The organism is Isoptericola sp. GX10416 (assembly GCF_056590155.1).
Genome location: NZ_JBWPVO010000001.1, coordinates 605,192 through 630,341, shown reverse-complemented (window position 1 = coordinate 630,341; position 25,150 = coordinate 605,192). Strand labels below are relative to the sequence as shown.

The 25,150-nt window shown below is 72.0% G+C and carries 24 protein-coding genes and 1 tRNA gene; 15 read left to right on the top strand and 10 right to left on the bottom strand.

What is annotated here, in order from left to right:
- The first annotated feature begins 6 nt into the window (after positions 1 to 6).
- Entirely contained in the window at positions 7 to 693 is a 687-nt protein-coding gene (locus ACWAT2_RS03135) for a histidine phosphatase family protein (protein WP_402371064.1), read from the top strand.
- Between the two features lie 78 nt (positions 694 to 771).
- A tRNA-Ala gene (locus ACWAT2_RS03130) sits at positions 772 to 847 on the top strand.
- A gap of 153 nt (positions 848 to 1,000) precedes the next feature.
- Here the strand turns inward: ACWAT2_RS03130 and ACWAT2_RS03125 are convergent.
- Complete coding sequence (locus tag ACWAT2_RS03125; protein WP_402371067.1) at positions 1,001 to 1,741, bottom strand: helix-turn-helix domain-containing protein; 741 nt, start codon at positions 1,739 to 1,741, stop codon at positions 1,001 to 1,003.
- On the bottom strand, positions 1,645 to 2,040 hold the full coding sequence (locus tag ACWAT2_RS03120; RefSeq protein ID WP_402371070.1) for a DNA-binding protein: 396 nt from the start codon (positions 2,038 to 2,040) through the stop codon (positions 1,645 to 1,647). The genes ACWAT2_RS03125 and ACWAT2_RS03120 overlap by 97 nt, the downstream gene beginning before the upstream one ends.
- A 71-nt stretch (positions 2,041 to 2,111) precedes the next feature.
- Between ACWAT2_RS03120 and ACWAT2_RS03115 the strand changes: the two genes are divergently transcribed.
- From ACWAT2_RS03115 to ACWAT2_RS03095, 5 genes are all read left to right on the top strand, one after another.
- On the top strand, positions 2,112 to 3,260 hold the full coding sequence (locus tag ACWAT2_RS03115) for a PEP/pyruvate-binding domain-containing protein (protein WP_402371074.1): 1,149 nt from the start codon (positions 2,112 to 2,114) through the stop codon (positions 3,258 to 3,260).
- 62 nt (positions 3,261 to 3,322) lie between these two features.
- A complete protein-coding gene (locus tag ACWAT2_RS03110) occupies positions 3,323 to 3,922 on the top strand; it encodes a histidine phosphatase family protein (protein WP_402371077.1) in 600 nt (199 codons plus the stop codon).
- 100 nt (positions 3,923 to 4,022) lie between these two features.
- The gene (locus tag ACWAT2_RS03105) at positions 4,023 to 5,267 is read left to right on the top strand and encodes an aspartate aminotransferase family protein (RefSeq protein WP_402371078.1); all 1,245 of its coding nucleotides are present in this window, start codon (positions 4,023 to 4,025) and stop codon (positions 5,265 to 5,267) included.
- Between the two features lie 23 nt (positions 5,268 to 5,290).
- Complete coding sequence (gene doeA / locus ACWAT2_RS03100) at positions 5,291 to 6,514, top strand: ectoine hydrolase (protein WP_402371081.1); 1,224 nt, start codon at positions 5,291 to 5,293, stop codon at positions 6,512 to 6,514.
- Positions 6,515 to 6,525: 11 nt separating this feature from the next.
- Positions 6,526 to 7,908 (top strand): aldehyde dehydrogenase family protein, encoded by a 1,383-nt coding sequence (locus ACWAT2_RS03095; protein ID WP_402371083.1) that lies wholly within the window; start codon positions 6,526 to 6,528, stop codon positions 7,906 to 7,908.
- Positions 7,909 to 8,078: 170 nt separating this feature from the next.
- Here ACWAT2_RS03095 and ACWAT2_RS03090 read toward each other — a convergent pair whose 3' ends face one another.
- Positions 8,079 to 8,207, bottom strand: a complete 129-nt coding sequence (locus ACWAT2_RS03090; RefSeq protein WP_402371085.1) for a hypothetical protein — start codon at positions 8,205 to 8,207, stop codon at positions 8,079 to 8,081.
- A gap of 227 nt (positions 8,208 to 8,434) precedes the next feature.
- Between ACWAT2_RS03090 and ACWAT2_RS03085 the strand changes: the two genes are divergently transcribed.
- The 4 genes from ACWAT2_RS03085 to ACWAT2_RS03070 all read left to right on the top strand — a co-directional run bounded on the left by ACWAT2_RS03085 (position 8,435) and on the right by ACWAT2_RS03070 (position 13,331).
- Positions 8,435 to 9,292 (top strand): formate/nitrite transporter family protein, encoded by an 858-nt coding sequence (locus tag ACWAT2_RS03085; protein ID WP_402371087.1) that lies wholly within the window; start codon positions 8,435 to 8,437, stop codon positions 9,290 to 9,292.
- Positions 9,293 to 9,380: 88 nt separating this feature from the next.
- Complete coding sequence (locus ACWAT2_RS03080; protein ID WP_402371089.1) at positions 9,381 to 10,976, top strand: Re/Si-specific NAD(P)(+) transhydrogenase subunit alpha; 1,596 nt, start codon at positions 9,381 to 9,383, stop codon at positions 10,974 to 10,976.
- Positions 10,973 to 12,376 carry a Re/Si-specific NAD(P)(+) transhydrogenase subunit beta gene (gene pntB, locus ACWAT2_RS03075; RefSeq protein WP_402371091.1) on the top strand — a complete coding sequence of 468 codons (1,404 nt, stop codon included), beginning with the start codon at positions 10,973 to 10,975 and terminating at the stop codon, positions 12,374 to 12,376. Before ACWAT2_RS03080 ends, pntB begins: the two co-directional genes overlap by 4 nt.
- 25 nt (positions 12,377 to 12,401) lie before the next feature.
- The gene (locus tag ACWAT2_RS03070; protein WP_402371093.1) at positions 12,402 to 13,331 is read left to right on the top strand and encodes a ketopantoate reductase family protein; all 930 of its coding nucleotides are present in this window, start codon (positions 12,402 to 12,404) and stop codon (positions 13,329 to 13,331) included.
- A gap of 16 nt (positions 13,332 to 13,347) precedes the next feature.
- Here ACWAT2_RS03070 and mqo read toward each other — a convergent pair whose 3' ends face one another.
- The 3 genes from mqo to ACWAT2_RS03055 form a co-directional block, all read right to left on the bottom strand.
- A complete protein-coding gene (gene mqo, locus ACWAT2_RS03065; RefSeq protein WP_480048444.1) occupies positions 13,348 to 14,919 on the bottom strand; it encodes a malate dehydrogenase (quinone) in 1,572 nt (523 codons plus the stop codon).
- A gap of 101 nt (positions 14,920 to 15,020) precedes the next feature.
- The gene (locus ACWAT2_RS03060; protein WP_402371096.1) at positions 15,021 to 15,716 is read right to left on the bottom strand and encodes a pyridoxine/pyridoxamine 5'-phosphate oxidase; all 696 of its coding nucleotides are present in this window, start codon (positions 15,714 to 15,716) and stop codon (positions 15,021 to 15,023) included.
- Positions 15,717 to 15,735: 19 nt separating this feature from the next.
- The gene (locus tag ACWAT2_RS03055; RefSeq protein WP_402371098.1) at positions 15,736 to 16,965 is read right to left on the bottom strand and encodes a GNAT family N-acetyltransferase; all 1,230 of its coding nucleotides are present in this window, start codon (positions 16,963 to 16,965) and stop codon (positions 15,736 to 15,738) included.
- Between the two features lie 71 nt (positions 16,966 to 17,036).
- Between ACWAT2_RS03055 and ACWAT2_RS03050 the strand changes: the two genes are divergently transcribed.
- The 3 genes from ACWAT2_RS03050 to ACWAT2_RS03040 are packed head-to-tail and all read left to right on the top strand — an operon-like array spanning position 17,037 to position 19,252.
- Entirely contained in the window at positions 17,037 to 18,398 is a 1,362-nt protein-coding gene (locus tag ACWAT2_RS03050) for an MFS transporter (RefSeq protein ID WP_402371100.1), read from the top strand.
- Between the two features lie 45 nt (positions 18,399 to 18,443).
- The gene (locus tag ACWAT2_RS03045) at positions 18,444 to 18,680 is read left to right on the top strand and encodes a VOC family protein (RefSeq protein WP_402371103.1); all 237 of its coding nucleotides are present in this window, start codon (positions 18,444 to 18,446) and stop codon (positions 18,678 to 18,680) included.
- Positions 18,677 to 19,252, top strand: coding sequence for a GNAT family N-acetyltransferase (locus ACWAT2_RS03040; protein ID WP_402371105.1), 576 nt, complete (start codon positions 18,677 to 18,679; stop codon positions 19,250 to 19,252). The genes ACWAT2_RS03045 and ACWAT2_RS03040 overlap by 4 nt, the downstream gene beginning before the upstream one ends.
- A 42-nt stretch (positions 19,253 to 19,294) precedes the next feature.
- Here the strand turns inward: ACWAT2_RS03040 and ACWAT2_RS03035 are convergent, their stop codons facing one another.
- Positions 19,295 to 20,068, bottom strand: coding sequence for a DUF2599 domain-containing protein (locus tag ACWAT2_RS03035; RefSeq protein WP_402371107.1), 774 nt, complete (start codon positions 20,066 to 20,068; stop codon positions 19,295 to 19,297).
- A gap of 107 nt (positions 20,069 to 20,175) precedes the next feature.
- Here ACWAT2_RS03035 and ACWAT2_RS03030 point away from each other — a divergent pair, with 107 nt between their 5' ends.
- A complete protein-coding gene (locus ACWAT2_RS03030; protein ID WP_402371108.1) occupies positions 20,176 to 20,997 on the top strand; it encodes a siderophore-interacting protein in 822 nt (273 codons plus the stop codon).
- Positions 20,998 to 21,021: 24 nt separating this feature from the next.
- Here ACWAT2_RS03030 and ACWAT2_RS03025 read toward each other — a convergent pair whose 3' ends face one another.
- Genes ACWAT2_RS03025 through ACWAT2_RS03015 form a run of 3 tightly spaced genes read right to left on the bottom strand, consistent with a single transcriptional unit; the run spans position 21,022 to position 25,140 of the window.
- On the bottom strand, positions 21,022 to 23,577 hold the full coding sequence (locus ACWAT2_RS03025; RefSeq protein ID WP_402371110.1) for an ATP-dependent DNA ligase: 2,556 nt from the start codon (positions 23,575 to 23,577) through the stop codon (positions 21,022 to 21,024).
- A gap of 43 nt (positions 23,578 to 23,620) precedes the next feature.
- Positions 23,621 to 24,409: an ABC transporter permease gene (locus tag ACWAT2_RS03020; protein WP_402371113.1), complete on the bottom strand. Its 789-nt coding sequence runs from the start codon at positions 24,407 to 24,409 to the stop codon at positions 23,621 to 23,623.
- Complete coding sequence (locus ACWAT2_RS03015) at positions 24,406 to 25,140, bottom strand: ABC transporter ATP-binding protein (RefSeq protein ID WP_402371115.1); 735 nt, start codon at positions 25,138 to 25,140, stop codon at positions 24,406 to 24,408. The genes ACWAT2_RS03020 and ACWAT2_RS03015 overlap by 4 nt, the downstream gene beginning before the upstream one ends.
- Between the last annotated feature and the right edge of the window lie 10 nt (positions 25,141 to 25,150).

Sequence of the window (25,150 nt, the reverse complement as noted above, 5' to 3'; positions counted from 1 at the left end):
GCGGTCGTGACGGCAGGCACGATCGTGCTGCTGCGCCACGGTCGCACGGCATACAACGCCGCGATGCGGCTGCAGGGTCAGATCGACATCCCGCTCGACGAGGTCGGCCGCTGGCAGGCTGCTGAGGGAGCGTCCGCCCTCGTGGCCTCGCACCGAGCGGCGCGGATCGTCTCGTCGGACCTCGTGCGTGCCGTGGACACCGCGAACGCCTACGCGGCGCTCGTCGGCGCTGCGGTCGAGGTCGACGTGCGGCTGCGTGAGAGGTCCTTCGGCGACTGGGAGGGTCTGACGGCACCGGAGATGGCCGCCGGCTGGCCGGCCGAGCGCGAGGCATGGCGGTGTGGCGGCGAACCGCAGGGCATCGGTGCGGAGACCAAGGCCGCAGTGACCGACCGGATGGTCGCGGCGGTGCTCGAGCACGCCGACCGCCTGGGAGGTGACGAGTGTCTCGTGGTCGTCTCGCACGGGGCGGCGATCTCCCTGGCGATCACCGGCCTGCTCGGGCTGGACGCCACGGGCTGGCGCGGCATCTCCGGCGTGGACAACGTCCACTGGTCCCACCTGCACCGATCCGCGCCGGGAGCGGTGCCAGGATGGCGGCTGGTGGCCCACAACGTGGGGGCCGGGTACCCGCTCGACCGCTGGCAGGCGGGCCCGCACGCGGATTTGGAGCCTGAGCCCAAGTCTGCCTAAGATATCTCCGTTCCCGAGGGGCGAAAGCCCGGAGGAAGTGCACGAACTATCCGAATCCGGCGTCCTCGCCAGGTTCTCGGGGCTGTGGCGCAGCTGGTAGCGCATCTGCATGGCATGCAGAGGGTCAGGGGTTCGAGTCCCCTCAGCTCCACCATTGAAGGCGTACGAGGCGCTTGACACCAGCGGAAGCTGGCGAAGGTGCGAGGGCGGCGATGGGCTCAGCGAGCCGGATCGTCGCCCTTTTCCCGTGCGCGGGTCTCGCTCGCCGAGCCTCGATGCCACCTGACGAAGACCGCACGCGGAGACGTCACCCGTCCATGAAGTCGTCGCTGCCCCGGTCGATGCCGAGGGTGGCGATCAGGTCTTCGTGGAGCTGGAACCAAACTCTGTGACAGGAGTCCACGCTGGTCTGGTCGATCCAGTCGTGCTGCCCGACTCTCGCTCGTCGCAGCGCTGCATCGAACCGGGACGTGTAGCCACCGAAGCGTGGCAGCACTGCGGAGAGGCTCTCGACCAGCGGTGCGAGTTCCTGACCGAGTGCCGTGAGCTCATCGAGGACGCGGTCGTCCCAGGCGGGGTCGGTGTGGTCGTTGAGGGCGAGCTCGTCTGCTCCTGAGGGTTTCGTCTGCCAATCGGAGACGGCACGGAGCAGGCGAGCGTTGGGTGGAAGGAACGCGCGGTAAGCAGTCGCCACCACGCCTGCGGGGTCAGCGTCCGAGCGCTCTGCCGCGAGCTGACGCTCGTTCGCGACCTTGCCCGAGTCGGTGAGCGACCAGCCGTCGAGGTCGGCGAAGGCGGTGTGCTGCACCCATCCTTTGCGCTTCGCCTCGGTCAGCACCCGCAGCACTTCTGCGTGGCTCGTTCCCGCACGTTCCGCGACGTCCCCGCTGTCAGCGAACCCCATGAGGCGCACGGTGTGCAGCACGATCAGCTCTGACGCGGAATGATGCGTCATGCCGTTCTGTCCTGCCTGGCGCTGAGCCTCTTCACGTACTGCTGGCAGGCCTGCGGCGAGCGGAAGCCCATCGCCTCGGCGATCTGCGCCCACGTCAGCCCTTCGCTGCGGGCGACGAAGAGCAGAGCGACCTCCGCTATCTCGACCTCGGCACGAGCTGCCGGGAGCAGCGACAGCGCCCCCAGAAGCTCGTCCTGGGTGAGCTCTGAGGAGCGCCAGAGTGCGTGCTGCGTCAGGTCGACCGCTGAGGGTGGGGCTCCGGCGGCCTGCCACGGTCGGGTTGCCAGCTGGTCTGCGCCGTGGTCGAGAAGGCGGGTTCGGGCGTCGTGCTCGCGCCGAGCCTGCGCGTGGTCGGCGCCGCTGGGCCGCTCGAGATCGTGGTTGCGTTCCATGCGACCCATCCTGTTAGTATCAACATACTATTGTCAATAGATTATTGATGGGTGGTGCGATGCTGACGGCGATGTCGGAAGCGACCCGAACGAGCTCGGGCGGTAAAGCGGCTGCGCTCGGGGTGCTGCTGAGGGAAGGGTTCCCGGTGCCCGACGGGTTCGTCGTGCCACGCGGCGGTCAACCGGCCGGCGCCGACGCCGCGCACTCGTTGCGTGATGCGGTCGCCCGTGAGCTGGGGAGGCTGGGCGACCCCGTGGTGGCCGTGCGTTCGTCGGCGATGGACGAGGACACCACGGAGGCTTCGGCCGCAGGCCAGTACGAGAGCATCCTCGGCGTGCACGGCGCGGTCGACGTGTGTCGAGCGATAGCAGCGTGCAGGGAGTCGGTGCGTGCCGCCCGAGCGGGCAGCTACTGGGCCCGGATCGGCGACACGTCGCCCCACGCCTCAGAGATGGCGGTGCTCGTGCAGCCGGTGATCGAAGCAGAGGCGTCGGGGGTCATGTTCACGCCCGAGCAGCACGGTGCACCGACCAGGATCGAAGCATCCTGGGGTCTGGGGCTGGCCGTCGTGAGCGGAACCGTCTCTCCCGACTCCTACGAGGTCGCCTCGGACGGGTCCATCGGCTGCTCGGTGGGAAGCAAGCAGATGCGCATCGACCTGGACCAGGAGCGCGGCGGCGCCGTCACCCACGCGGTCGCTCCCGACAAGCAGCGCGCACGCGCCCTCGACGATGTCTCGGTCGCCGCCCTGGCCGACCTGGGAGACCGCGTTGCGGGGGTGCTTGGCGACCCGCAAGACGTCGAGTGGGCGGTCGCGGACGGCGTCGTGTGGATACTCCAAGCACGCGCGATCACCGCAACGCCTCCCGCGACCAGAGCTCTCGACCCGACCGACGAGGCCGACGCGCTGAACGGCACTCCCGGTTCCCACGGAAAGGTCACCGCAGCGGCACGGATCGTGCGGGGCCCGTCTGACTTCGCTGGCGTCCGCCGCGGCGACGTCGTGGTCTGCCGCTGCACCGACCCGGCCTGGACGCCCTTGTTCACCATCGCCGCCGGGGTGGTCACCGAGACGGGCGGTGCGCTCTCGCACGCTGCGATCGTCGCCCGCGAGTTCGGCATCCCCGCGGTGCTCGGTCTTGCCGGTGCTACCACCCGTATCGAGGACGGTGCCCGGATCACGGTGGACGGCACGTCCGGATCCGTCACCGTGCTCTGACCCGAAGCTTCGCCCGAGGGGAAGGAGATCAGGGGAGTCGCCGTGATCCCCCTGACACGTTGATGGCGACCAGGTATCTCTACGTCGCACGCCACGGCGACGCTGACGCGTGGGGCAACCTCACCGACACCGGGCGCGAACAGTCTCGCCTCTTGGGCCGGCGCCTGGCGCACCTGCCCATCGACGCCGTCTGGCACTCGCCGCTGCCGCGTGCTGCCGACAGTGCCCAGCAGCTCGACATCCTCCTCACCGGCAGCGCTGACGTGAGTGAAGCGGCCGAGCTGATCGATCATGTGCCCTACGTTCCTCGGCCGGAGGAGACCCCGCCGTCCTGGGTGCCGTTCTTCGACGGCTATGACCGCGACGAGGCCGAGGCGGGGCACAAGATCGCGCAGAGCCTCACCGCGAGGTTCACCACCGCGCCCCAGGGCGACGACGTGCATGAGGTGCTCATCACCCACGCCTACCCGGTCGCATGGCTCGTCCGCCACGCCCTGGACGCTCCGGCGGTGCGATGGCTCGGGCTCAGCAGCGCCAACGCCGCCCTGACCCTGATCGAGTACCGGCCCGGGCTGCCGCCGAGCATCGTCCTGTTCAACGACATGAGCCACCTGCGCCCCGATCTGCGATGGACCGGGTTCCCCCAGACGCTGCGCCCCTGAGTGCGGCCGTCGCCCGGTCGACGGCGCGAGCCGCCGACGCCGCGGTCAACCATGCGCCGCATCTGTTGACAGGCCTCAGGGGGACACGTACAAGTGGTCAATGGAGGCGTTCGCGAAGTGGGAATCTGAGATCCGCGGCTACAGCCGCACCTATCCGACGGTCTTTGCCTCGGCATCGAACGCGCGTCAGGTCGACGAGGCCGGCAAGAGTTATGTCGACTTCTTCGCCGGCGCGGGCGTGCTGAACTTCGGCCACAACAACCCGCGCATGAAGCGCGCGATGATCGAGTTCCTCGAGGCCGACGGCGTGGCGCACAGCCTCGACATGGCGACCACGACGAAGCGCGACTTCATCGAGAAGTTCGCGCAGACCGTGCTGGCCCCCCGGGACATGAGCATGAAGATGCAGTTCATGGGCCCGACCGGCACCAACGCCGTCGAGGCCGCGTTGAAGCTTGCTCGCCGGGTCACCGGGCGCCGGGACGTGGTCGCCTTCACGCACGGGTTCCACGGCATGACGCTCGGGGCCCTGGCCGCGACGGCCAACGACTACTTCCGCAACGCGGCGGGGGTACCGCTGGACAACGTGGTGCGGCTGCCGTTCGAGACGGCGCCCGGCGGGGGCGTCCAGGCGATCGAGGACTTCCGCGCGCTCCTCGCCGACGCCTCGAGCGGGTTCGTTCCGCCCGCGGCGTTCATCGTCGAGACGATCCAGGCCGAGGGCGGCGTCAACGTCGCGAGCGCCGAGTGGCTGCGTGCCGTCCAGGACCTCGCCCACGAGGTCGGCGCGCTGTTCGTCATCGACGACATCCAGGTCGGCTGCGGCCGGACCGGGAGCTACTTCAGCTTCGACGAGATGGGGCTCGACCCTGACATCGTCTGTCTCGCCAAGGGCATCGGGGGGTTCGGGACGCCGCTGGCCATGAACCTCGCCAAGCCGGAGCACGACGCGCACTGGTCGCCCGGGGAGCACACGGGGACGTTCCGCGGCCAGGGGTTGTCCTTCGTGGCCGGCCGCGAGGCCCTGACCTACTTCGACGACGACGTGCTCATGGACGAGGTACGGACCAAGGGCGAGACCATGGCGCGGTCGCTGCATGCGCTCGCCGGCGACGTGGACGCCGGGTTCGACGTCCGAGGACGCGGCATGGTCTACGGGCTCGACGTCGGAGACGGTGCGCTGGGCAAGGCCGTCGTCGCCGACTGCTTCGCCTCCGGGATGCTGATCGGTGCGTGCGGCAGCGGTGGGCGCGTGCTGAAGCTGATCCCTCCGCTGACCATCTCCCAGGAGGACCTCGAGGAAGGCTTGCAGATCCTCGACAAGGCTGTGCGACGTGCTGTCTGACACTTGACCGACAGGAGGCCGGGATGAACCCCCGCGAGGACATGACGTTCCCGTTCGAGGAGTACGAGAGGCGCGTGGGCGAACTGCGCCGACGCATGGCCGACCGGTTGCTGGACGCGGTGGTGATCACCGACCCGGAGAACCTGATGTACCTCACGGACTACCAGACGACGGGCTACTCCTTCTTCCAGGCGCTGGTGGTCCCGCTCGAGGGCGAACCCTTCATGATCACGCGAGCCATGGAGGAGTCGAACGTCCATGCCCGGACCTGGGTCGAGACGACCCGGCCGTACCCCGACACCGGTGACGCGATCCAAGGGCTGGTCCAGGCGATGCGCGAGTTCGGCCTCCACACGAAGGAGGTCGGTTACGAGCGCAACAGCTACTACTTCCCGGCGTACCACCAGGACTACATCCACGCGAGCTTCACGGAGGGCCGGTTGCTCGACTGCTTCGGCATCGTCGAGGAGGGACGGGTGCGCAAGTCCCCGGTCGAGATCGAGGTGATGCGCAAGGCCGCGCAGGCCACCGAGGCCGGGATGCGGGCGGGCCTGGAGGCCTGCGTCGCCGGGGTGACGGAGAACGACATCGCGGCGGAGATCAGCTCGGCGATGTTCCGCGCGGGCGGCGAGTTCCCCGCCGTGATGCCGTACGTGACGTCCGGACCGCGGAGCATGATCGGTCATGCGACCTGGGAAGGACGGACCGTCCAGCCCGGGGAGCACGTGTTCCTCGAGGTCGGTGGGTGCTTCCGTCGCTACCACACGGCGATGATGCGGACCGCCGTCCTCGACGACCTCTCGGGCTCGATGCTCGAGGCGCAGGAGCGCATGAAGCTGGCCCTGGCCGAGGTGAAGGCGGCCATCCGCCCGGGCCTGACCGTGTCCGACGCCGACAACATCGTGCGCAGCATCATCAGCGACAACCGGATCGGTGCCCGGCTGATCACGCGGTCCGGCTACTCGATCGGCATCGCGTTCCCGCCGAGCTGGGACGAGGGCTACATCCTGAGCCTCAACCAGGGCAACCCGGCCATCCTGCGCGAGGGGATGACGTTCCACATCCTGCCGTGGATGTGGGGGGTCGACGGCGACAAGACCGTCGGCATCTCCGACACCGTCCACGTCACGGCCGACGGGTGCGAGTCCTTCTTCACCCTCGACAAGGACTTCGTCACCAAGCCCGATCACGCGGCGAGCGCCGTGCCGCACGAGGGCGCCACGCCCATCCGCCCCGAAGTCGCCTGAGAGGAGCATCCATGCTGACTGCGATCGACCCCAGCACCGGACAGGTCGTGCGAGAGGTCGCGCCGGCCGGCGCGGCAGAGGTGGAGCCGTTGCTCGCCGCCGCAGAGGCTGCGCGGGCGGACTGGACGGACCGAGGCCTGGACGGGCGGGCAGAGGTGCTGCGCGGGGTGGCCGCCCGGCTGCGGGCACAGGTCGAGGAGCTGGCCCCGCTGATGACGGAGGAGATGGGCAAGCCGATCGGTGAGGCGCGCGGCGAGGTGGAGAAGGCGGCGTGGTGCTTCGAGCACTACGCCGACCACGGTGCCGACTACCTGGCTCCCGAGTCCATCGACTCCGACGCCACCCACAGCTATGTGCAGCACCTGCCGCTCGGCACCGTCCTCGGGGTGCTGCCGTGGAACGCACCGTTCTGGCTCGCCGCGCGGTTCGCCGCCCCGGCGCTGATGGCGGGCAACACGTGCCTGATGAAGCACGACCCGCACGTGCCCGGTTGCGCACGGGCGATCGCGCAGGTGGTGGGCGCCGAGCTGGCGGCGGCCGGTGCACCGGCCGGTGTGTTCGGCAACCTGCCCCTGGAGACGCCCGCGGTGGCCGACGTCATCCGCGACCGGCGTGTCGACGCGGTGTCCTTCACGGGGTCCGCGAAGGGCGGCGCGGCCGTCGCGAGCCTGGCGGCCGGCGAGATCAAGCCCACGGTCCTGGAGCTGGGCGGTTCGGACCCGTGCCTCGTGCTGGCGGACGCCGACCTGGACGCCGCAGCCGACACGATCACGCTGTCCCGCATCATCAACGCGGGCCAGTCGTGCATCGCCGCGAAGCGGATCATCGTCGAGTCCGCGGTCTACGCCGACATGGTCGAGCGCCTGCGCGTGCGACTCGAGAAGCTGACCGTGGGAGATCCGCGCTCGGCAGGGACCGACGTGGGCCCCATCGCGCGCGAGGACCTGCGCGACGGTCTGCACCGGCAGGTGGCCGAGACGGTCGACGCCGGCGCCCGCCTGCTCCTGGGCGGCGAGATCCCGCCGGGGCCGGGCTACTTCTACCCGGTCACGCTGCTCGCCGACGTCACGGAGGGCATGACGGCGTGCCGGGAGGAGACGTTCGGGCCGGTCATGGTGGTCATGGAGGCGGCCGACGTCGAGGAGGCGCTCGCCATGGCGAACCGGACCGACTACGGCCTGGCGGCCAGCGTCTGGTCGACGCCGGAGCGCGGCGAGGCGATGGCGGGACGGATCGCGGCCGGACAGGTGGCGGTGAACGGCATCGTCAAGACCGACCCCCGGTTGCCGAGCGGGGGGATCAAGCGTTCCGGCTACGGCCGCGAGCTGGGGCCGCACGGCATCCGCGAGTTCGTCAACGCCCAGCAGGTCTGGGTGGGGCCGCGCCGCGGCTGACCGTGCACCCGGGCCGCACGAGGGCACCCGGCGAGGTGGTCCCCTCCCGGGGACTCGAGGTCACGGTATGAGCGTGCCGGGCAGCACGCGATCCACGACGAGGATCAGCATGCTGACACCTGCCGCGCCGAGCAGCGTGGCCGCGATGAGCAGGGACATCGAGCGTCTGGTCATGACGTTCCCTCCGGGCCTCGCGTGCTCGCGGCGCGGCCGGCCCGGGCGTCGAGGACTGCCCCGACCGCGGCGAGCACCGCACTGGCTGCCACGACGGTCAGCAGCAACTTCCCTGTACGCATCATGGGTCCATCGTCGCGTGCGCGGTGGCGTCGGCGGATCCACCTGAGGTACCTCGTCGCGTCCTCCTTTGGGAGGAGGCCCCCGTCAGCCTCACGGAGGTAGGCGGCCGGCGGAGAGGAAGAAGCACCACAGGCGTTACGCCGTCGTGCTCCGGAGGTAAGACGCGTGGCAGACGCTGGTCCTTCAGCGGTCCCGGGGGCGGGCCGAGGTCCGAGGGAAGGAGCACCGCGTGCCGTATGTGAAGCCGAACGAGCTCGTCACGCAGATGATCGACGCCGGCGAGTCCAAGGTCCACCTGTCCACGCGCGACACGCTGATCCGTGCCTTCATGGGTGCCGCCCTGCTCACCGTCGCGGCGGCCTTCGCCGTGACGGTGTCGGTCGAGACCGGCAACCCGCTCCTGGGAGCGATCCTGTTCCCCGTGGGCTTCTGCCTGCTCTACCTGCTCGGGTACGACCTGCTCACGGGTGTGTTCACGCTCGCCCCGCTGGCCTGGCTCGACAAGCGCCCCGGGGTCACGGTGGCGGCCGTGCTGCGCAACTGGGGCCTGGTGTTCGTGGGGAACTTCGCCGGCGCCTTCATGGTCGCCGTCTTCATGACCATCTACTTCACCTACGGCTGGTCCACGGAGCCCAGCGAGGTCGGGCAGGCGATCGGGCACATCGGGGAGGGTCGCACCGTCGGCTACGCCGAGCACGGTGCCGGCGGGATGCTCACGCTGTTCGTCCGGGGCGTCATGTGCAACTGGATGGTCTCGACGGGTGTCGTCGCCGCGATGATGTCCCGGAGCGTGCTCGGCAAGGTCGTCGGCATGTGGATGCCGATCATGCTGTTCTTCTACATGGGGTTCGAGCACTCGATCGTGAACATGTTCCTGTTCCCGGCGGGCCTGCTCATGGGCGGCAGCTTCACGGTGGGCGACTACCTCGTGTGGAACGAGATCCCCACGGTGATCGGCAATCTCGTCGGGGGTCTGACGTTCGTCGGTCTCATGCTCTACACCACGCACTACCGGACCAAGCCGAAGCGCAACGCGCAGCCGGTCCCGGAGGCGGAGCCGGACGACCTGGTGACGGCCGACCGCTGATACCTCGTCTCACGGAGCGACCGAGTCTCGTCCTCACCCGGTCGAGCAGGTAGGTTGCAGGGGTTTCGACCAAAGGAGGTCAGAGCCCGTGCAGATCGGTATCCCGCGCGAGTCGCGCCCGGGCGAGCGACTCGTCGCCGCCACGCCCACCACGGTGCGCAAGCTCGCCGCGCTCGGCTACGACGTCGTCGTCGAGGCCGGCGCGGGGGAGCGCGCGAACCTGCCCGACAAGACCTACGTCGAAGCCGGTGCCCGGCTCGGAGAACACGCCGACGCGTGGGCGGCCGACGTCGTCACGAGCGTGAACGCTCCTGCCGCACCGGAGCTGGACCTGCTGCGGCCGGGGGCCACGCTCGTCTCGCAGCTCGCCCCCGCGGCGCGACCAGAGCTGGTCGACGCGTTGGCGGAACGTCGGGTGACGGCGCTCGCGCTCGACGCGGTACCGCGGATCTCGCGGGCCCAGGCGCTCGACGTGCTGTCCGCGCAGTCCAACGTGGCCGGGTACCGCGCGGTGATCGAGGCCGCGGAGGAGTTCGGCGGCATGTTCACCGGGCAGGTCACGGCCGCCGGGACGACGCCGCCCGCCACCGTGTTCGTGATCGGCGCGGGCGTCGCAGGCCTCGCCGCGATCGGCACCGCCTCGTCGCTGGGGGCGAAGGTGCGTGCGTTCGACGTCCGCCCCGAGGTCGCCGAGCAGATCGAGTCCCTCGGCGCGACCGCCGTCCAGGTCGAGGGCGCCTCGCAGGAGGTCAGCGCCGACGGCTACGCCAGCGCGCTCACGGACGACCAGGAAGCGGCCACGCAGCGGACCTACGCCGCCGAGTCCGCCGGGGCGGACGTGGTGATCACCACCGCGCTGGTGCGCGGCACCGCACCGACCACCATCACGGCCGAGATGGTCGCCGCGATGCGCCCGGGCTCGGTGATCGTGGACCTCGCCGCCGCCGGTGGGGGGAACTGCGAGCTGACCGTCCCGGGGGAGCGCACGGTGAGCGACGACGGCGTCATCGTGCTCGGCTACACCGATCTGCCGGGCCGCATGCCGCAGCACACCTCACAGCTGCTGGGCACCAACGTCGTCAACCTGCTCACGCTCATGACGCCGGGCCGGGACGGGAACCTCGTGGTCGACCTCGACGACGTCGTGGTGCGTGGCATGACGCTCACCCGTGACGGTGCGGTGCTGTGGCCGCCACCACCGGTCCAGGTCTCGGCGACGCCCGCGCCCGCCGAGGTTCCGGCCGCCGAGCCCGCGCCCCGCACCCCGAGCCCTGGTGAGGAGGCGGCTGCACGGCGCGGCAGGTCGCGACGGAACGGGGTGCTCACGGTGCTCGCCGCGCTCCTGGCAGGCCTGGCCGTCGCCGCGTCGCCGCCGGACGCCGTCGGCCACTTCACGGTGTTCGCCCTGGCGGTCGTGGTGGGCTACTACGTCATCTCCGCGGTCACCCACGCGTTGCACACCCCGCTGATGGCCCAGACGAACGCGATCAGCGGCATCATCCTGGTCGGTGCGCTGCTGCAGATCGGCGTCGACGACTGGCTCGTCACGTCGCTGGCCGTGGTCGCCGCCACCCTGGCATCGATCAACGTGTTCGGCGGGTTCCTCGTCGCGAACCGCATGATCCGTATGTTCCGCAAGGGGGCGCCGTCGGCTGCTCCCGTCACGCCGGGGGTGGCCCGATGACGGTCCTGTCTGTCGTCCAGGCCACCTACGTGGTCTCCGGCGTCCTGTTCATCGGGTCGCTGGCCGGTCTGTCCAAGCAGGAGTCGGCCCGGCGCGGCAACGTGCTGGGCGTGCTGGGCATGACGCTGGCGCTGGTGGCCACCGTCGTCCTGGCACTCGAGCGTTCTGAGCGTCCGTGGCAGGTGACGGCCGTCCTGATCCTCCTGGTGCTCGTCGTCGGGGCGAGCGTCGGCACCTGGCGGGTCCGCAAGGTCGAGATGACGCAGATGCCGGAGCTGATCGCGCTCCTGCACTCGTTCGTCGGCCTGGCGGCCGTGCTGGTCGGGTTCGGCTCGTACCTCACGGAGCCGCAGTCGGACACCGTGCACCTGGTCGAGGTGTTCCTCGGGATCCTCATCGGCGCGGTGACCTTCACCGGGTCGATCGTCGCCAACCTCAAGCTGGCCGCCAGGATCAGGTCGGCGCCGTTGAACCTGCCGGGCCGCAACGCGATCAACCTGGGGCTCGTCGTCGCGTCGGCCGGCCTGCTCACCTGGTTCCTCGCCGCGGCGAGCGCCGGGGCGGACGCCGCCGCGCTGACGGCGCTCGTCCTCGCCGCCCTGGTCGCGCTCGCGCTCGGCTGGCACCTCGTCGCCTCCATCGGCGGCGGTGACATGCCGGTGGTCGTGTCGATGCTCAACTCGTACTCGGGATGGGCTGCGGCGGCGGCAGGCTTCATGCTGGGCAACGACCTGCTGATCATCACCGGTGCCCTCGTGGGCTCCTCCGGCGCGATCCTGTCGTACATCATGTGCCGGGCGATGAACCGGTCCTTCGTCTCGGTGATCCTCGGCGGGTTCGGCACGGACCCGGGCACGGTCGCGGAGGGCGCGGCCGGCGAGCACCGCGAGACGTTCGCCGCCGACGTGGCGGAACAGCTCACGGCCGCGACGTCGGTCATCATCGTGCCGGGCTACGGCATGGCGGTGGCGAAGGCGCAGCATCCCGTCGCCGACCTCACCGAGAAGCTTCGCGCCCGCGGCGTGGACGTGCGCTTCGGCGTGCACCCGGTCGCGGGCCGGCTGCCGGGCCACATGAACGTGCTGCTGGCCGAGGCCAAGGTGCCCTACGACGTCGTGCTGGGCATGGACGAGATCAACGGAGACTTCGGTGCGACGGACGTCGTGCTGGTCATCGGGGCCAATGACACCGTGAACCCTGCCGCCCAGGAGGACCCGGCGTCGCCCATCGCGGGGATGCCCGTGCTGGAGGTGTGGCGGGCCCGCGACGTCGTCGTGTTCAAGCGGTCGATGGCGACCGGCTACGCGGGCGTGCAGAACCCGCTGTTCTTCCGCGAGAACACGGCGATGGTCTTCGGTGACGCGAAGGAGCAGGTGGAGCGGATCATCCAGTCACTGTGAGTGCTCTGAGCGCTACCATCGGGCGATGACCAGCGCGAACGCACACCGCCCACTCATCGCCGTCGTCGGTCCGGGGGCGGTGGGCGGCCTCGTCGCCGCCCTCCTGCAGAAGGCGCGGCACGACGTCGTCCTCGTCGGGCGGCCCGGCACGGCCCGACGCGTCACCGAGCACGGGATCGAGATCGTGACGGACCGGTTCGGTGCCTGGCACGCCCCGCTCCGGGCGACGACGTCGGTACCTCGCGGCGCGCGCGTGCTCGTGGCCGTCAAGGCGGAGGGTGTCGCCGAGGTCGCCGGCACGATCGCGGCGGCGCGGCCGCCCGAGGTGGTCTCGCTCCTCAACGGGATCGAGCACATGGCGGCCCTGCGCGCGTCGCTCGCGGTGCCCGACGGCGAGGACCCGGACGGGAGCGTCGTCGTCGGCGCGTCCTACGCGGGCGAGACGCTGCGAACCGGGTCGGGGCCGGACACGGCCCTGACGGTGCGGCACCGCGGCGGGCTGCTGCGGATCACCGTGCCGGCGGAGGCTGCTGACCTCGACGTGGTCCAGGCCGTGCGCGACACCGACATCGAGGTGGCGACGGCGGGCAGCGAGACCGAGGTGCTGTGGTCCAAGCTGCGCTTCCTCGCGCCGCTGGCGCTGCTGACGTCGGTGCACCGGACCGGGATCGGTGAGGCGATGGACGCCGATCCGGCTCTCACCGACGGGGTCCTCGGAGAGGTGGCCGCGGTGGCCTCGGCCGAGGGGGTCGCGACGACGCCAGGGGACCTGCGCGGCATCCTGCGCGGGTTCCCGCCGACGATGCGGTCGTCGCTGCAGGCGGACCTGGCGGTCGGCCACGCGGGCGAGCTCGACGCGATCGGCGGCGCCGTGGCGCGGCGTGGTGCGGCACGGTCGGTGCCGACCCCGACGATCGAGCGTGTCGTGGCGCAGCTCGGCGCCGGGGTCGGCTGACCGTGGTCCGGCCGGCTCAGATGCGGGAGTCGGCGCGGGACTCGTAGACGCTGGCGGGCAGGACGCCGCCGTTGCGGGCGGCGAGCTCGCCGGCGGAGAGCTCGGAAGCCGCGTCGGTCGTGGTGTCGATCTCGCGGGCGTCCGCGGGGACACCGTCGAGGCTCGGCATCATCGCGGCGAGCCGCGGGCGCCAGGAGGCGAACTCGGTGGGGAAGCAGCGGCCGAGGAGGTCGACCATCGCCGAGACCGCGGTCGAGGCGCCCGGCGAGGCGCCGAGCAGGCCGGCGATCGAGCCGTCCGCGGCGGACACGATCTCCGTGCCGAACTGGAGGACCCCGTTGCCGTCGGCGTCCCGCTTGATCACCTGCACGCGCTGACCGGCGGTGATCGTCTCCCAGTCCTTGGGGTGCGCGGTGGGCATGAACTGCTGCAGCGCGTGGAACTTGGTCTCGGGGGCGGCGACGAGCTGGCCCACGAGGTACTGCGTGAGGTCCAGGTTCTTCAGGCCCGCGCCGATCATCGACGTGAGGTTGTGGGCACGCATCGAGGTGAGCAGGCCCAGGTACTTGCCCTTCTTGAGGTACTTGGGGCTGAACCCGGCGTACGGGCCGAACATGAGATAGCTCTTGCCGTCGACCACGCGCGTGTCCAGGTGGGGGACGGACATCGGCGGGGCGCCGACGTCGGCCTTGCCGTAGACCTTGGCCTGGTGCTGCGCCACGAGCTCCGGGTTGTCGGTACGCAGGAACTCGCCGGAGATGGGGAAGCCGCCGAAGCCCTTGATCTCGGGGATGCGGGCGGACTGGAGCAGCGGCAGGGCGCCACCGCCGGCGCCGACGAACACGAAGCGCGCCGTGACGGTGGACATCCGCTCCGGTGCGTTCCACGTGCGGTCCTTGACGCGCAGGCGCCAGCCGCCGTCACGGGTGCGCCGCAGCGAGCGGACCTCGTGCTGGAGCTGGAGCTCGGCGCCGTGGGCGACGAGGCCGTCGATGAGCTGGCGCGTGAGGTTGCCGAAGTCGACGTCGGTGCCGGCGGCGGACCGCGTCGCCGCGATCGGCTCGTCCGTGTCGCGCTCGGTGGTGAGCAGCGGTGCCCAGCGCTCGATGTCGGCCCGGTTCGTGGAGAGCTCGAGATCGCGGAAGAGCGGGTGCGCGCTGAGCGCCTGGTGGCGGCGGCGCAGGTAGTCGACGTTCTTCGAGCCGCGCACGAACGTCATGTGCGGCGTGCGGCTGATGAACGAGGAGTCCTCGAGGCGCCCGGTGGCGAGCAGGTGGTTCCACAGCTCTCGCGAGGTGTGGAACTGCTCGTTGATCGCCACCGCCTTGGAGATGTCGACGGTGCCGTCCGGCTTCTCCGGGGTGTAGTTCAGCTCGCAGAGCGCGGCGTGCCCGGTGCCCGCGTTGTTCCACGGGTTGGACGACTCGAGCGCGACCTCGTCGAGGCGCTCGATGATGCGGATCGGCCATGTCGGCTCGAGCTGCTGGATCAGCGTGCCGAGGGTGGCGCTCATGATGCCGCCGCCGATGAGGACGACGTCGACAGCGTCGGAGGAGCCGTTGCTGGAGGTCGTTTCGCGCGAAGTCACCTCGCCATGCTACGACGCTGGTGAAAAGTGTCACAAAGAATGAGAGGAAGGTCACAAGCCCTCTGACCTGCAGTGATGTGGATCACATCAGGTGTCGGGGGTCAGGGCCACAGCAGCTCCTTGGTCCAGGGGGTGTCGGTGGTCCCCGGTGCGCCGGTGGCGCCGGCCGGGGCGTCGGTGCGGTATCGCACGCGGGTCTGCCCGGTGCCCGTGCCGGACTGCCAGAACTCGACCTCGCGCGGAGCGAGCCGCCAGGCCGTCCAGGCGGGCGCGACGAGCTCGGGGTCGGCGCGGACGGTGTCCAGGGCGTCGGCCCACGCCGCACGGTGCTGCGCCAGATCGTCCAGCACCTCGCTCTGGTGGTCGACCAGCCCGGCGGCGCGCGAGGCGTCCGGGCGGGCGCGGAAGTCTGCGCCGCCGGCGTCGGGGTGCGACGTGGCGGTGCCGATGACACGCACCTGGCGACCCGTCTCGCGCCACAGGAACGTCAGGGCGGCCCGGGGGTCGGCCGTCAGGTCACGGCCCTTCGGGCTCGTCGAGTGGCCGGCGAACCACCAGCCGCCGGCGGTGAGGTCCTTGAGGATCACCGTGCGGGCGCGCACCTCCCCGCGCCCGTCCGAGGTGGACAGGGTCATCGCGTGCGGACCGGTCGCCCCGGCGGCGACCGTCTCGTCGAACCAGCTCTCGAAGAGCTCGTAGGGCGTCGCGGGGAGGTTCGCGAGATCGTCGACCTCCCAGCCGGGCAGGCCGTCGGGCAGGACGGGCAGCGCGCGCAGGCGCTCGCGGAAGGTGGTCACGGGGTGTGTCCTCGTCCCTCTAGAAGTAGTCGCGCACGTGCACGTCCCGGCCGTGCCACAGGGCGTCCCACAGCCGGTCGTGCGTCGCCGGCCCCCACACGAGGCCGGCGAGCCGGAGGTTCGCGGTCGAGGCCGCACCGGCGTAGCTCAGGGCGAGACCGGCGGAGGTGAACGTCAGCCGCTCTGGTCCCGCCCCCGGGGCGGGCGGGGCGTCAGGGCGGACGTGTGCGACGCCGTCGTCCACGACGAGCGTCCACGCGCCCTCGATGTCGGGGGTCCGCGGATCGACGACGGCGAACGGCACCTGAGCGCTCACCGGCGGTAGGTGAGCGGCGCCGAGCGCCCCGGCGACGTCCAGCAGACGCAGCATGTACGGGCGGCTCGTGGTGGTGGCGGTGTGGTCGGGCAGCACCAGGCGGCTCGGGTCAGAGCCGGTCCACCCGCCCGACGTCGAGAGCCGCACCGAGCCGGCGACGGCGGTGAACGACCCCAGCACGCGCCACAGCGCCCGCGCGGCGTCCGGGGTGAGCGCGACCAGGTCGTCGACCTCGAGGGCGCCCGTCCTGTCGTACCCGGCGCCGCGGGTCCAGCTGGCGAACCCGAGCACCTCGTCGCCCGGGCCGACGGCGAGGCTGACTCCCGTGTAGGCCGCGTCCGGCCCGAACATCTCCTCGGGCTCGACGGTGAACGGCTTCTCCTCGCGGGTGAGCGGGCCGTTCTGCCGGGCGGCCCAGGAGCCGTACACGGCGCGGATCGCCTCGACGTCGGCCGGGGTGGCGCGCCGGGCGCGCACCTCGCCGGACGGCGGCCGCACCGCGGCGAGCGCGGACATCGGCAGCTGCACCTCGTCGTAGGAGCCGATCACCTCGTACCCGAGCCCGCGGTAGATGCCGGCGGCGCTCGGGTAGAGGGTCGAGACGACCTCTCCCTGCTCGCGCGCCTCGGTGAGGGCGGCGGCGAAGAGCGGACCGAGCACACCCTCGCCGCGGTGCTCGGCGGCGACGGTGACCCCCGCGAACCCGGCGGTCGGCACGGCGGCACCGTGGAACCAGGACGTGAAGCGGCGCACCCCCAGGGCGGCGACGAGCTCCGCGCCGTCGTGAGCGGACCACGGGCGCACGTTCGCCGACGGCCAGCGACGGGCCTCAGGTTCTGGCTGCCGCGCCGCGGGAGAGCCGAACGCCTCCTCGCCGAGGCGGCGGGCGGCAGGCGCGTCGGCAACGACGGAACGGCGGATCTCGAGGGCCATGGACCCACGCTACCCACCCGGCGCCCCCGATCTCCGGGTGCGGCTGGTCAGGACCGCCGGGCGGTCGTAGCGTGAAGCGCGTGACCACCACGCCGACGCAGCGACGCGTACTTCTCGTGGCGATCCTGGCGTCCTTCGTCTCGTTCCTCGACGGGACCGTCGTCAACGTCGCGCTGCCCGCGATCGCCGACGAGCTCGGGGGGCCCGGGGAGGCGGGACTGACGCTCCAGCAATGGGTGGTCGACGGCTACCTCGTGACCCTCGGCGCCCTCATCCTCGCGGCCGGCTCGCTCTCGGACGTGCACGGACGCCGTCAGGTGCTCCTCGTCGGCCTCCTGGGCTTCGCCGTCGCCTCCGTGCTGTGCGCGGTGGCACCCACCGGTGCGGTGCTCGTGGGTGCCCGGCTGCTGCAGGGGGTCGCCGGAGCGATGCTCGTACCGAGCTCCCTGGCGCTCATCATCTCGACGTTCGAGGGCCAGGCGCAGGGCAGGGCCATCGGGGCCTGGACCGCCTGGACCGGCACCGCCATGATCGTCGGACCGTTCGTCGGGGGCGGGCTCGTCGACCTCGTCTCCTGGCGCGGGGTGTTCTGGATCAACGTGCCCGTCGTCGCGGTGACCCTGTACCTGCTCCGGGCGGTACCGCCGTCGGAGGCCACGAGCGGCCGCCGCGTCGACGTCCCCGGCGCTGCCCTCGCCGCCGTCGGGCTCGGGGCCACGGTGTACGGGCTCATCGAGGAGACATGGCCGCTCGCCGGTGTCGGCCTCGTGCTGCTGGTGGCGTTCGTCCTCTACGAGCGCCGCGCGCCCGACCCGATGCTGCCGATGCGGTTGTTCGCCGTGCGCAACTTCGCGTGGGGCAACATCGCGACCGCAGCCGTCTACGGGGCGCTCGCCTTCGGCGGGTTCGTGCTCACGCTGTTCCTGCAGCAGGTCGCGGGCTACTCCGCGACGGCCGCCGGCGTGGCGCAGCTGCCCATCACCTTCGCGATGCTGGCGCTGTCCACCCGCTTCGGGGCGCTCGCGGGCCGCTTCGGGGCGCGGTGGTTCATGACGATCGGTCCGATCGTCGCCGGGGGCGGGTTCCTGCTGATGCTCACCATGGACGCCGACGCGAGCTATCTGACCCAGGTGCTCCCCGGGATCCTCGTCTTCGGGCTCGGCCTCGCCATCACGGTCGCGCCGCTGACGGCTGCGATCCTCGGTGCCGTGCCGCCCACCGACGCCGGGATCGCCTCGGCGGTGAACAACGCCGTCTCCCGGGTCGCGGGCCTGGTGGTCATCGCGTTCGCCGGCGTCATCCTCGGCGGGGTGCTCGACGTCGACTCGTTCCACCGGGCACTGGTCGTGACGGCCGCGCTGCTCGTGGCGGGCGGTCTGGTGAGCATGGTGGGGATCAGGGACCGCCCGCGGGAGACCACGCCCGCGGGCTGACGAAAAATCCGTGCACCCGGCCGCTCGCCGTGGGACGGTCGAGGGATGCTCTCGCTCGTCTCGAACCTGGTCATCGACTGCGCCGACGCCTACGGGCTGTCGCGATGGTGGAAGAGGACGCTCGGCTACGTCGACGACGTCGAGGCCCTCCTGAGCCGTGGTGCGACCCTGGTCGCGGACCACCGCGGCATCGGGCCCGGGAGCGGCTGGCAGGTGCTCGCGGACCCCGAGGGCAACGAGTCCTGCGTCCTGCGGTCCGCGGCAGAACGTCAGGCCCGATGACTGCGGCGACCCCCGCGGCCGGAGGGACCGGGTTGATCCGGCCGGAGCGGCCGGCAGACTTCGCCGCCGTCCGTGCGCTGCTCACCGCCGCCTTCGACGACGGTGGTGAGGTGGCCGACGGCGTGGAACGGATCCGCGCGTCGTGGATCTACCGCCCGGAGCTCTCGCTCGTGGCGATCGACGCGGAGACCGCTGAGCGGACCAGCGGGAGCGTCGCGGGCTTCGTGATGGTCACCGGGTGCACCGTGACCGGGCCGGCAGGGTCACGGACGGTGGCGATGCTGACTCCGCTGGCCGTCGCTCCCGACCGGCAGCGGCGCGGGCGGGGCGCCACCCTGGTCCGGTCGGTGCTCGAGCTGGCGGACCGCGCGGGCGAGCCGTTCGTCGTCCTCGAGGGGAGTCCGCACTACTACGGACGCTTCGGCTTCGAGGACGCGCGTCCCCACGGCATCCGTCTCACGCTGCCCGACTGGGCACCGCCCGAGGCCGGTCAGGTGCGGCTGCTCTCGTCCTACGACGCCGGCGACAGGTCGCTGCGCGGTGCGATCGGCTACCCAGCGGTCTACGGCTGAGGTGCGGCGGCCCGGCACAGCGGCAGCCTGCGGCCCGGGTGCCTAGTCCGTGGGGTTGCAGCGGTCGGCCAGCACGGCCACGAGCCCGACGTCGGGCCGCCACGGTTCGAGGTTCCAGGTGTCCTTGTCGGGCGCGCCGATCGAGTGGCAGACGAGCTGGTCGTGCATGCCGGGCTGGTCCACCTCGGGATCTGCCGCGACGAGCTCGGCCCACACGAGGTCCGTCCCGGCCTCGCCGGCGGACCGTGCCCAGCGGGTGGGGGCGACGGCGAGCGACCGGCCGCCCTCGCGCTGGCCCCAGGCGGTGCTCTCGACGGCCTCGGTGCCCAGCATCGTCTCGGCGGTGGTCGCCTCCGACGCCTCGACGTGCACGGTCGTGGTGTCGACCGCGGTGAGTTGCGCGCCGCCGGTGACGCGCGAGAGGCCCGCGACCGGGGCGCCGTCGTCGTCCAGGATCGTCACGGTGGAGTCGGCGTTCACCCGCAGGCGGCCGGGGGAGTCCAGCGTGATCGTGGCCGGTGCGCCCGGGGCTGCGCCGGTCCGGATCGTGGTCACGCCGTCGTCCCCGTGGACCACCTCGATGCCGGAGGGGCCGCTCTCGCCGGGCGCCGAGACGGTGAGGGCGGTGTCTGCGGAGGACGCCTCCGTCGAGGTGCTCTCGGCAGGTCCGGCGGTGCCGGCCGGTGGCCCGGTGCTCGGTGATGCCGCGGCGGCCGGCGACGGCGCCTCGGTCCCGGCCTCGTCGGGCTCTGCCGTGCAGGCTCCGAGCAGGCAGCAGGACAGGACGACGAGGGCGGGGAGCGATGGCCGGCGCACAGGCCCATCGTGCCCGACGACGGCTGCGGCGCCGGGCACCTCGGTCGAGCGTCCGCGTGGCGGGACGCCCCTTCCCTGACGGATGAGGTTCGCCTAACCTTATCTGTATGTCGTCTCACCACGGTCGCAAGCCGGTCGATCCCCAGGTCGTCGTCGCCGAGGTCGTGCGCACCAAGCAGGTCACGCCCCACATGATGCGCGTGACGCTGGGCGGGCTCGACCGGTTCTCCGCACTCGGGTACGACCAGTGGTTCCGGCTGTTCCTGCAGCGGCCCGGCCAGGACGTGCTGCGCCCGCCCACCCGCTCCTCCGAGTGGGGCTGGTACCTGCAGTACCTCGCCACCCCGAAGTCCCGGCGGCCCTGGGTGCGCAACTACACCGTGCGCGCCGCACGCCTCGACCTGGGCGAGATCGACGTCGACTTCGTCCTCCACGCCGACGCGGAGGGCCGCACCGGGCCGGCCGCAGACTTTGCGACGACGGCACGGTCAGGCGACACCGTCGGACTGCTCGACCAGGGCGCCTCCTACGACCCGCAGCACGACCACGACTGGACCTTGCTCGTGGGTGACGAGACGGCACTGCCGGCCGTGGCCGGCATCTGCGAGTCGCTGCCTGCCGACGCCCGCGGCACCGCCGTCATCGAGGTCCCGACGGCGGACGACCAGCAGGACTTCCGGGCGCCGGCCGGCCTCGAGGTGCGTTGGGTCGCCCGCGACGAGACCACCGGCGCGGACGCCGTACCGGGGCAGGCCGCGCTCGCGGAGGTGTGCGGGCTCACGCTGCCCGACGGCGTCGGCTCCGCCTACGCGGCCGGTGAGGCCGGGCTGGCCACCGGCGTGCGACGCCACCTCGTGGCCGAGGGCATGCCGAAGACGCACATCACGTTCCTCGGCTACTGGCGCCACGGCAGGGCCGCGTCGAGCTGAGCGGTTCGACGACCACGGCGGGTGTCACTCCGTGGTGACGTCCTGCGGGGTCTTGTCGGGTCGCCAGCCGCGCCACACCGCGTGCCGCAGCCGCGACTCGTCGTCGGCACCCACGTCGTCCGGCCGAGCGGTCCAGTCGGCGTACTCGACCTCTCCCACCAGGGTCGGTTCCGTCCAGCGGGCGTGCGCCGCCTCCGAGGCCGGCACGCCGTCCAACGGGGCGTCGTCGCGCTCCAGGTCCGCGAGCCGGGCCGCGAGGTCGCGACGGTCGCGCTCGCGGAACCCCGTGCCCACCTTGCCGACGTAGCGCAGCCGCGTCCCGCCGTCGGGCACGGGCACCGGCACGGCGAGCAGCAGCGATCCCACGTTGCGCACGTCGGCCCGACCGCTCCCGGCGTGCAGCGGGCGCCAACCCACCACGACGACCTCCTGGGTGTGCGCGTGCTTCAGCTTGAGCCAGTCGCGCGACCGACGAGAGGTCGTGTACCCGGACCGACGCCGCTTCGCGACGAGACCCTCGAGCCCGAGCCGCCGGGACTCCGCCATCGCCTCGGACGCGTCACCGGGCAGCGCCTCCGGCACGTGCACCGGCCGGCGGGGGGCGATCACCCGCGCCAGGATCTCGCGGCGCTCGTCGTATGTGTGGTTCGTGACGTCGACGCCCGCCACGCGCAGCACGTCGAAGAGCACGAGGTCCACACCCACCCCGCGGCGCGCCCGTTCGACGTCGCGCGGCCTGACCAGGTTGGCCCGCTGCTGCAGGCGCCGGAAGCTCGGTCGCCCCTTCCCGTCCAGCGCCACGATCTCGCCGTCCAGCACCAGGGGCAGCTCGGCGTCGGGCACCATCTCGCCGATCGCGGCCAGCTCCGGGAAGGTCGGCGTGAGGTCCCGGCCCGAGCGGGAGGTGAGGCGCACCCGAGCCGGTGATCCGGGCAGCACCTCCACGACGGCCCGGAAACCGTCCCACTTGGCCTCGAACGCCCACTCGGCGGTGTCCAGCCTGGTCAGCTCCGCGGGGGCGGCGGTGGTCGCGAGCATCGGGCGTGGTGGAGCGCCGAGGCGCGCGCCCGGCGATCCGCGCCCCGTGGTGGACGACGGCGCAACCTCGTCGGGTCCGGTCGTCGGTGCGCCCGCGTCGTCGGGCTGGTCCTTGGTGCGGTGGATGAGCCAGGAGCTCTCGCTGCCGTCGCGCCCGCCCGTCTGGATGAGGGCGAGACGCCGTCGTCCCCGCCGCTCGCTGTGCAGGGTGACGATGACCTCCTTGCCCTCGCGCCACTTCTCGAGCTCGTAGCTGCCCGCGTCCCAGATCGTCACCTCGCCGGCGCCGTACTCGCCGGCAGGGATCGTCCCCTCGAAGCCGCCGTACTCCAGCGGGTGGTCCTCCGTCTGCACCGCCAGGTGGTTCTGGGCCGGGTCGGTCGGTTCGCCCTTGGGCAGCGCCCAGCTCACGAGCACGCCGTCGTGCTCCAGCCGGAAGTCCCAGTGCAGGCGCCGGGCGTGGTGCTCCTGGATGACGAACGACGGGCCGGTCGTCCCCGCGGCCTCTCCGGGCGGGTCCGTGCGGTCGGCACCCGGGCCGAACGGCTCCGGGGTCTTGCCGGGATCGCGCTTGGACCGGTAGGTCTCGAGCCGCTGGAACGAGGCGAGCCGCTCCGGCGTGGGCTCGAGCCGGGACAGGTGGCCGGTGAGCAGCGGGGCGAGCAGGTCGCCGTCGCGCTCGAGTCGGTCCAGGACCTCCGGGTAGCCCAGCTGGCGCAGGTCCGGGTCGTCGAGCTCGTCCCAGGTCCGCGGCGCGGCGACCGTGGGCTCCTCACGGCCGCGCAGCGAGTACGGCGCGATCGTCGTCTTGGCGCCGTTGTTCTGCGACCAGTCGACCAGCACCTTGCCCGCCCGAAGCGACTTCTTCATGTCGCTCACCACGAGGTCGGGGTGGGCGGACTCCAGGTGGCGGGCGAGCTCCTTCGCGACGGCGGAGACGTCGTCGGACGTCAGCTCGCCGTGCGCCGCGGTGAGCGCCGAGTACAGGTGGATGCCCTGGGACCCGCTGGTGACGGGCAGCGGCTCGAGGTTCATGCCGACCAGGATGTCGCGGGCCAGCCGGGCGACCTCGGCGCACTCGGCCAGGCCCGCCCCGGGCCCGGGGTCGAGGTCGAGGACCAGACGGTCCGGGGCCAGCGGAGCACCGGTGCGACCGAACTGCCACTGCGGGGTGTGGATCTCGAGCGTGGCCGTCTGCCCGAGCCAGGTCAGCGTGGCGAGGTCGTCGACCAGCACGTAGTCGTTGGTGGAGGACGTGTGCCGCATGGTGCGCCGCGGCACCCACTCGGGCGTCGAGGCATCGAGGTTCTTCTGGAAGAACATCTGCCCGGTGACACCGTCCGGCCACCGCTTGCGCGTGGCCGGACGGTGCGCGGCGTGCGCCACGAGCGCGGGCGCCACCTGAGAGAGGTAGTGCAGCACCTCACCCTTGGTGGTGCCCGTCGCCGGGTAGAGCACCTTGCCCAGATTGGTCAGCTGCAGCCGGTGGCCGTCGACCGAGACCGTCTGGGGCCGGGTCCGGGGCGCGTCGGCTGCTGCCATGCGCCCATGCTGCCGCGCACCGGGCCGACGCGCAGGTCCGGGCTCACTCCCACCGGAACCACAGCGCGGCCAGGGCGCTGCTGACCACGGTCGCCACAGCGAGCCCGGCGACGGCGGACAGGGGCACGACGTCGCCCGCCCAGGCGGCCCCGAGCGCGTCGACCGCCGCGCCGAAGGGCAGCATCCCGCCGACGTCGGCGAGCGGCTCCGGCAGGTTGTCCCGGGGGCCGAACATGCCGCCCAGCGCGGCCATCGCGAAGAAGGCGACCAGGCCGATCGCGACGGCCGACTGCGGGGTCGGCGCGATCGCGGCGACGAGCATGCCGACGCCGTACATGGCTGCGACGGTCAGGGCGAGCACCGCGACGGCCGTCCAGCCGTCCACCGGCGGGTGGGCGCCGAACGCGACCCAGGCGACGCCCAGCGTGAGCACCAGGCCGAGCAGGATCTGCACGATCCCGACCACCGCCTGGGCGACCAGCACCATCACCGGGGAGGCGGGCGTCACGCCGAGGCGGCGCAGGATCCCGGTGCGCCGGTAGGCGGCCAGGAAGCTCGGCATGTTGACCACGCCGACCATGGCGACCACGAAGGCCAGGGTGATGGGCAGCACGAAGATGTCGAGGGCCGTGCGGCCGCCGGTGCCGGGGATCACGACGTCGGTGTCGAAGCTGATGCCGTTCATGACCAGGATGAGCGTCGGCATGCCGAGGGGGACGATGAGCCCGGCGGTGTCGCGTGCGACCACCTTCGCCTCGGCGGCCGTCATCGCCAGCCACGCCCGGGCTCCGGGGCGCACCTCGGGCAGGGACGGGGTCAGGGTGTCGGTCATCGGGTCCCTCCGGTCAGTGTCAGGTACGCCTCTTCGAGCCCGGCGTCCGGGGCCAGGCCGGCGTCGGCGGCCAGGCCGGCCGGCGTGTTCGCGGCGACGACGCGGCCGGCCTCGAGGACGACGGCGCGGTCGCACAGCTTCTCGACCTCGTCCATGTGGTGGCTCACCAGCAGCACCGTGGTGCCGTCGTCGCGCAGGCCGCGGACGAGGTCGAGCATGCCGCGCCGGGCCTCGGGGTCGAGGCCGGTGGTGAGCTCGTCGAGGATCACCACCCGCGGGTTGCCGACCAGTGCCACGGCGATCGAGGTGCGCTGCATCTGCCCGCCGGAGAGGTCGGAGAACCGGGTACGGCGGCTGCCGGTCAGGCCCATGGCCTCGATGAGCTCGTCGGGTTCGCGGCCCGTCGGGTAGAAGGAGCGGTGCAGCCGCACGAGCTCGAGCACCGTCAGGGCGTCGTGCAGGCGGGGCTGCTGGAGCTGGACGCCCAGGACGCCACGGACCTTGGCGCGGTCGGTCCGGGGGTCGTGGTCCAGCACCCGGACGGTGCCGGCGTCGGGGGCGCGCAGGCCGCTGATGAGGTCGACCGTCGTGGACTTGCCGGCCCCGTTGCGGCCCAGCAGCCCGACGATCTCGCCGACCTCGACATGGAGGCTGACGTCGTCCAGCGCCACGGTGGTCCGCCCCCGACGGCGGAACTCCTTGCGCAGGTTCCTCGCTCGTATCGCTGTCATGGTCTCGACG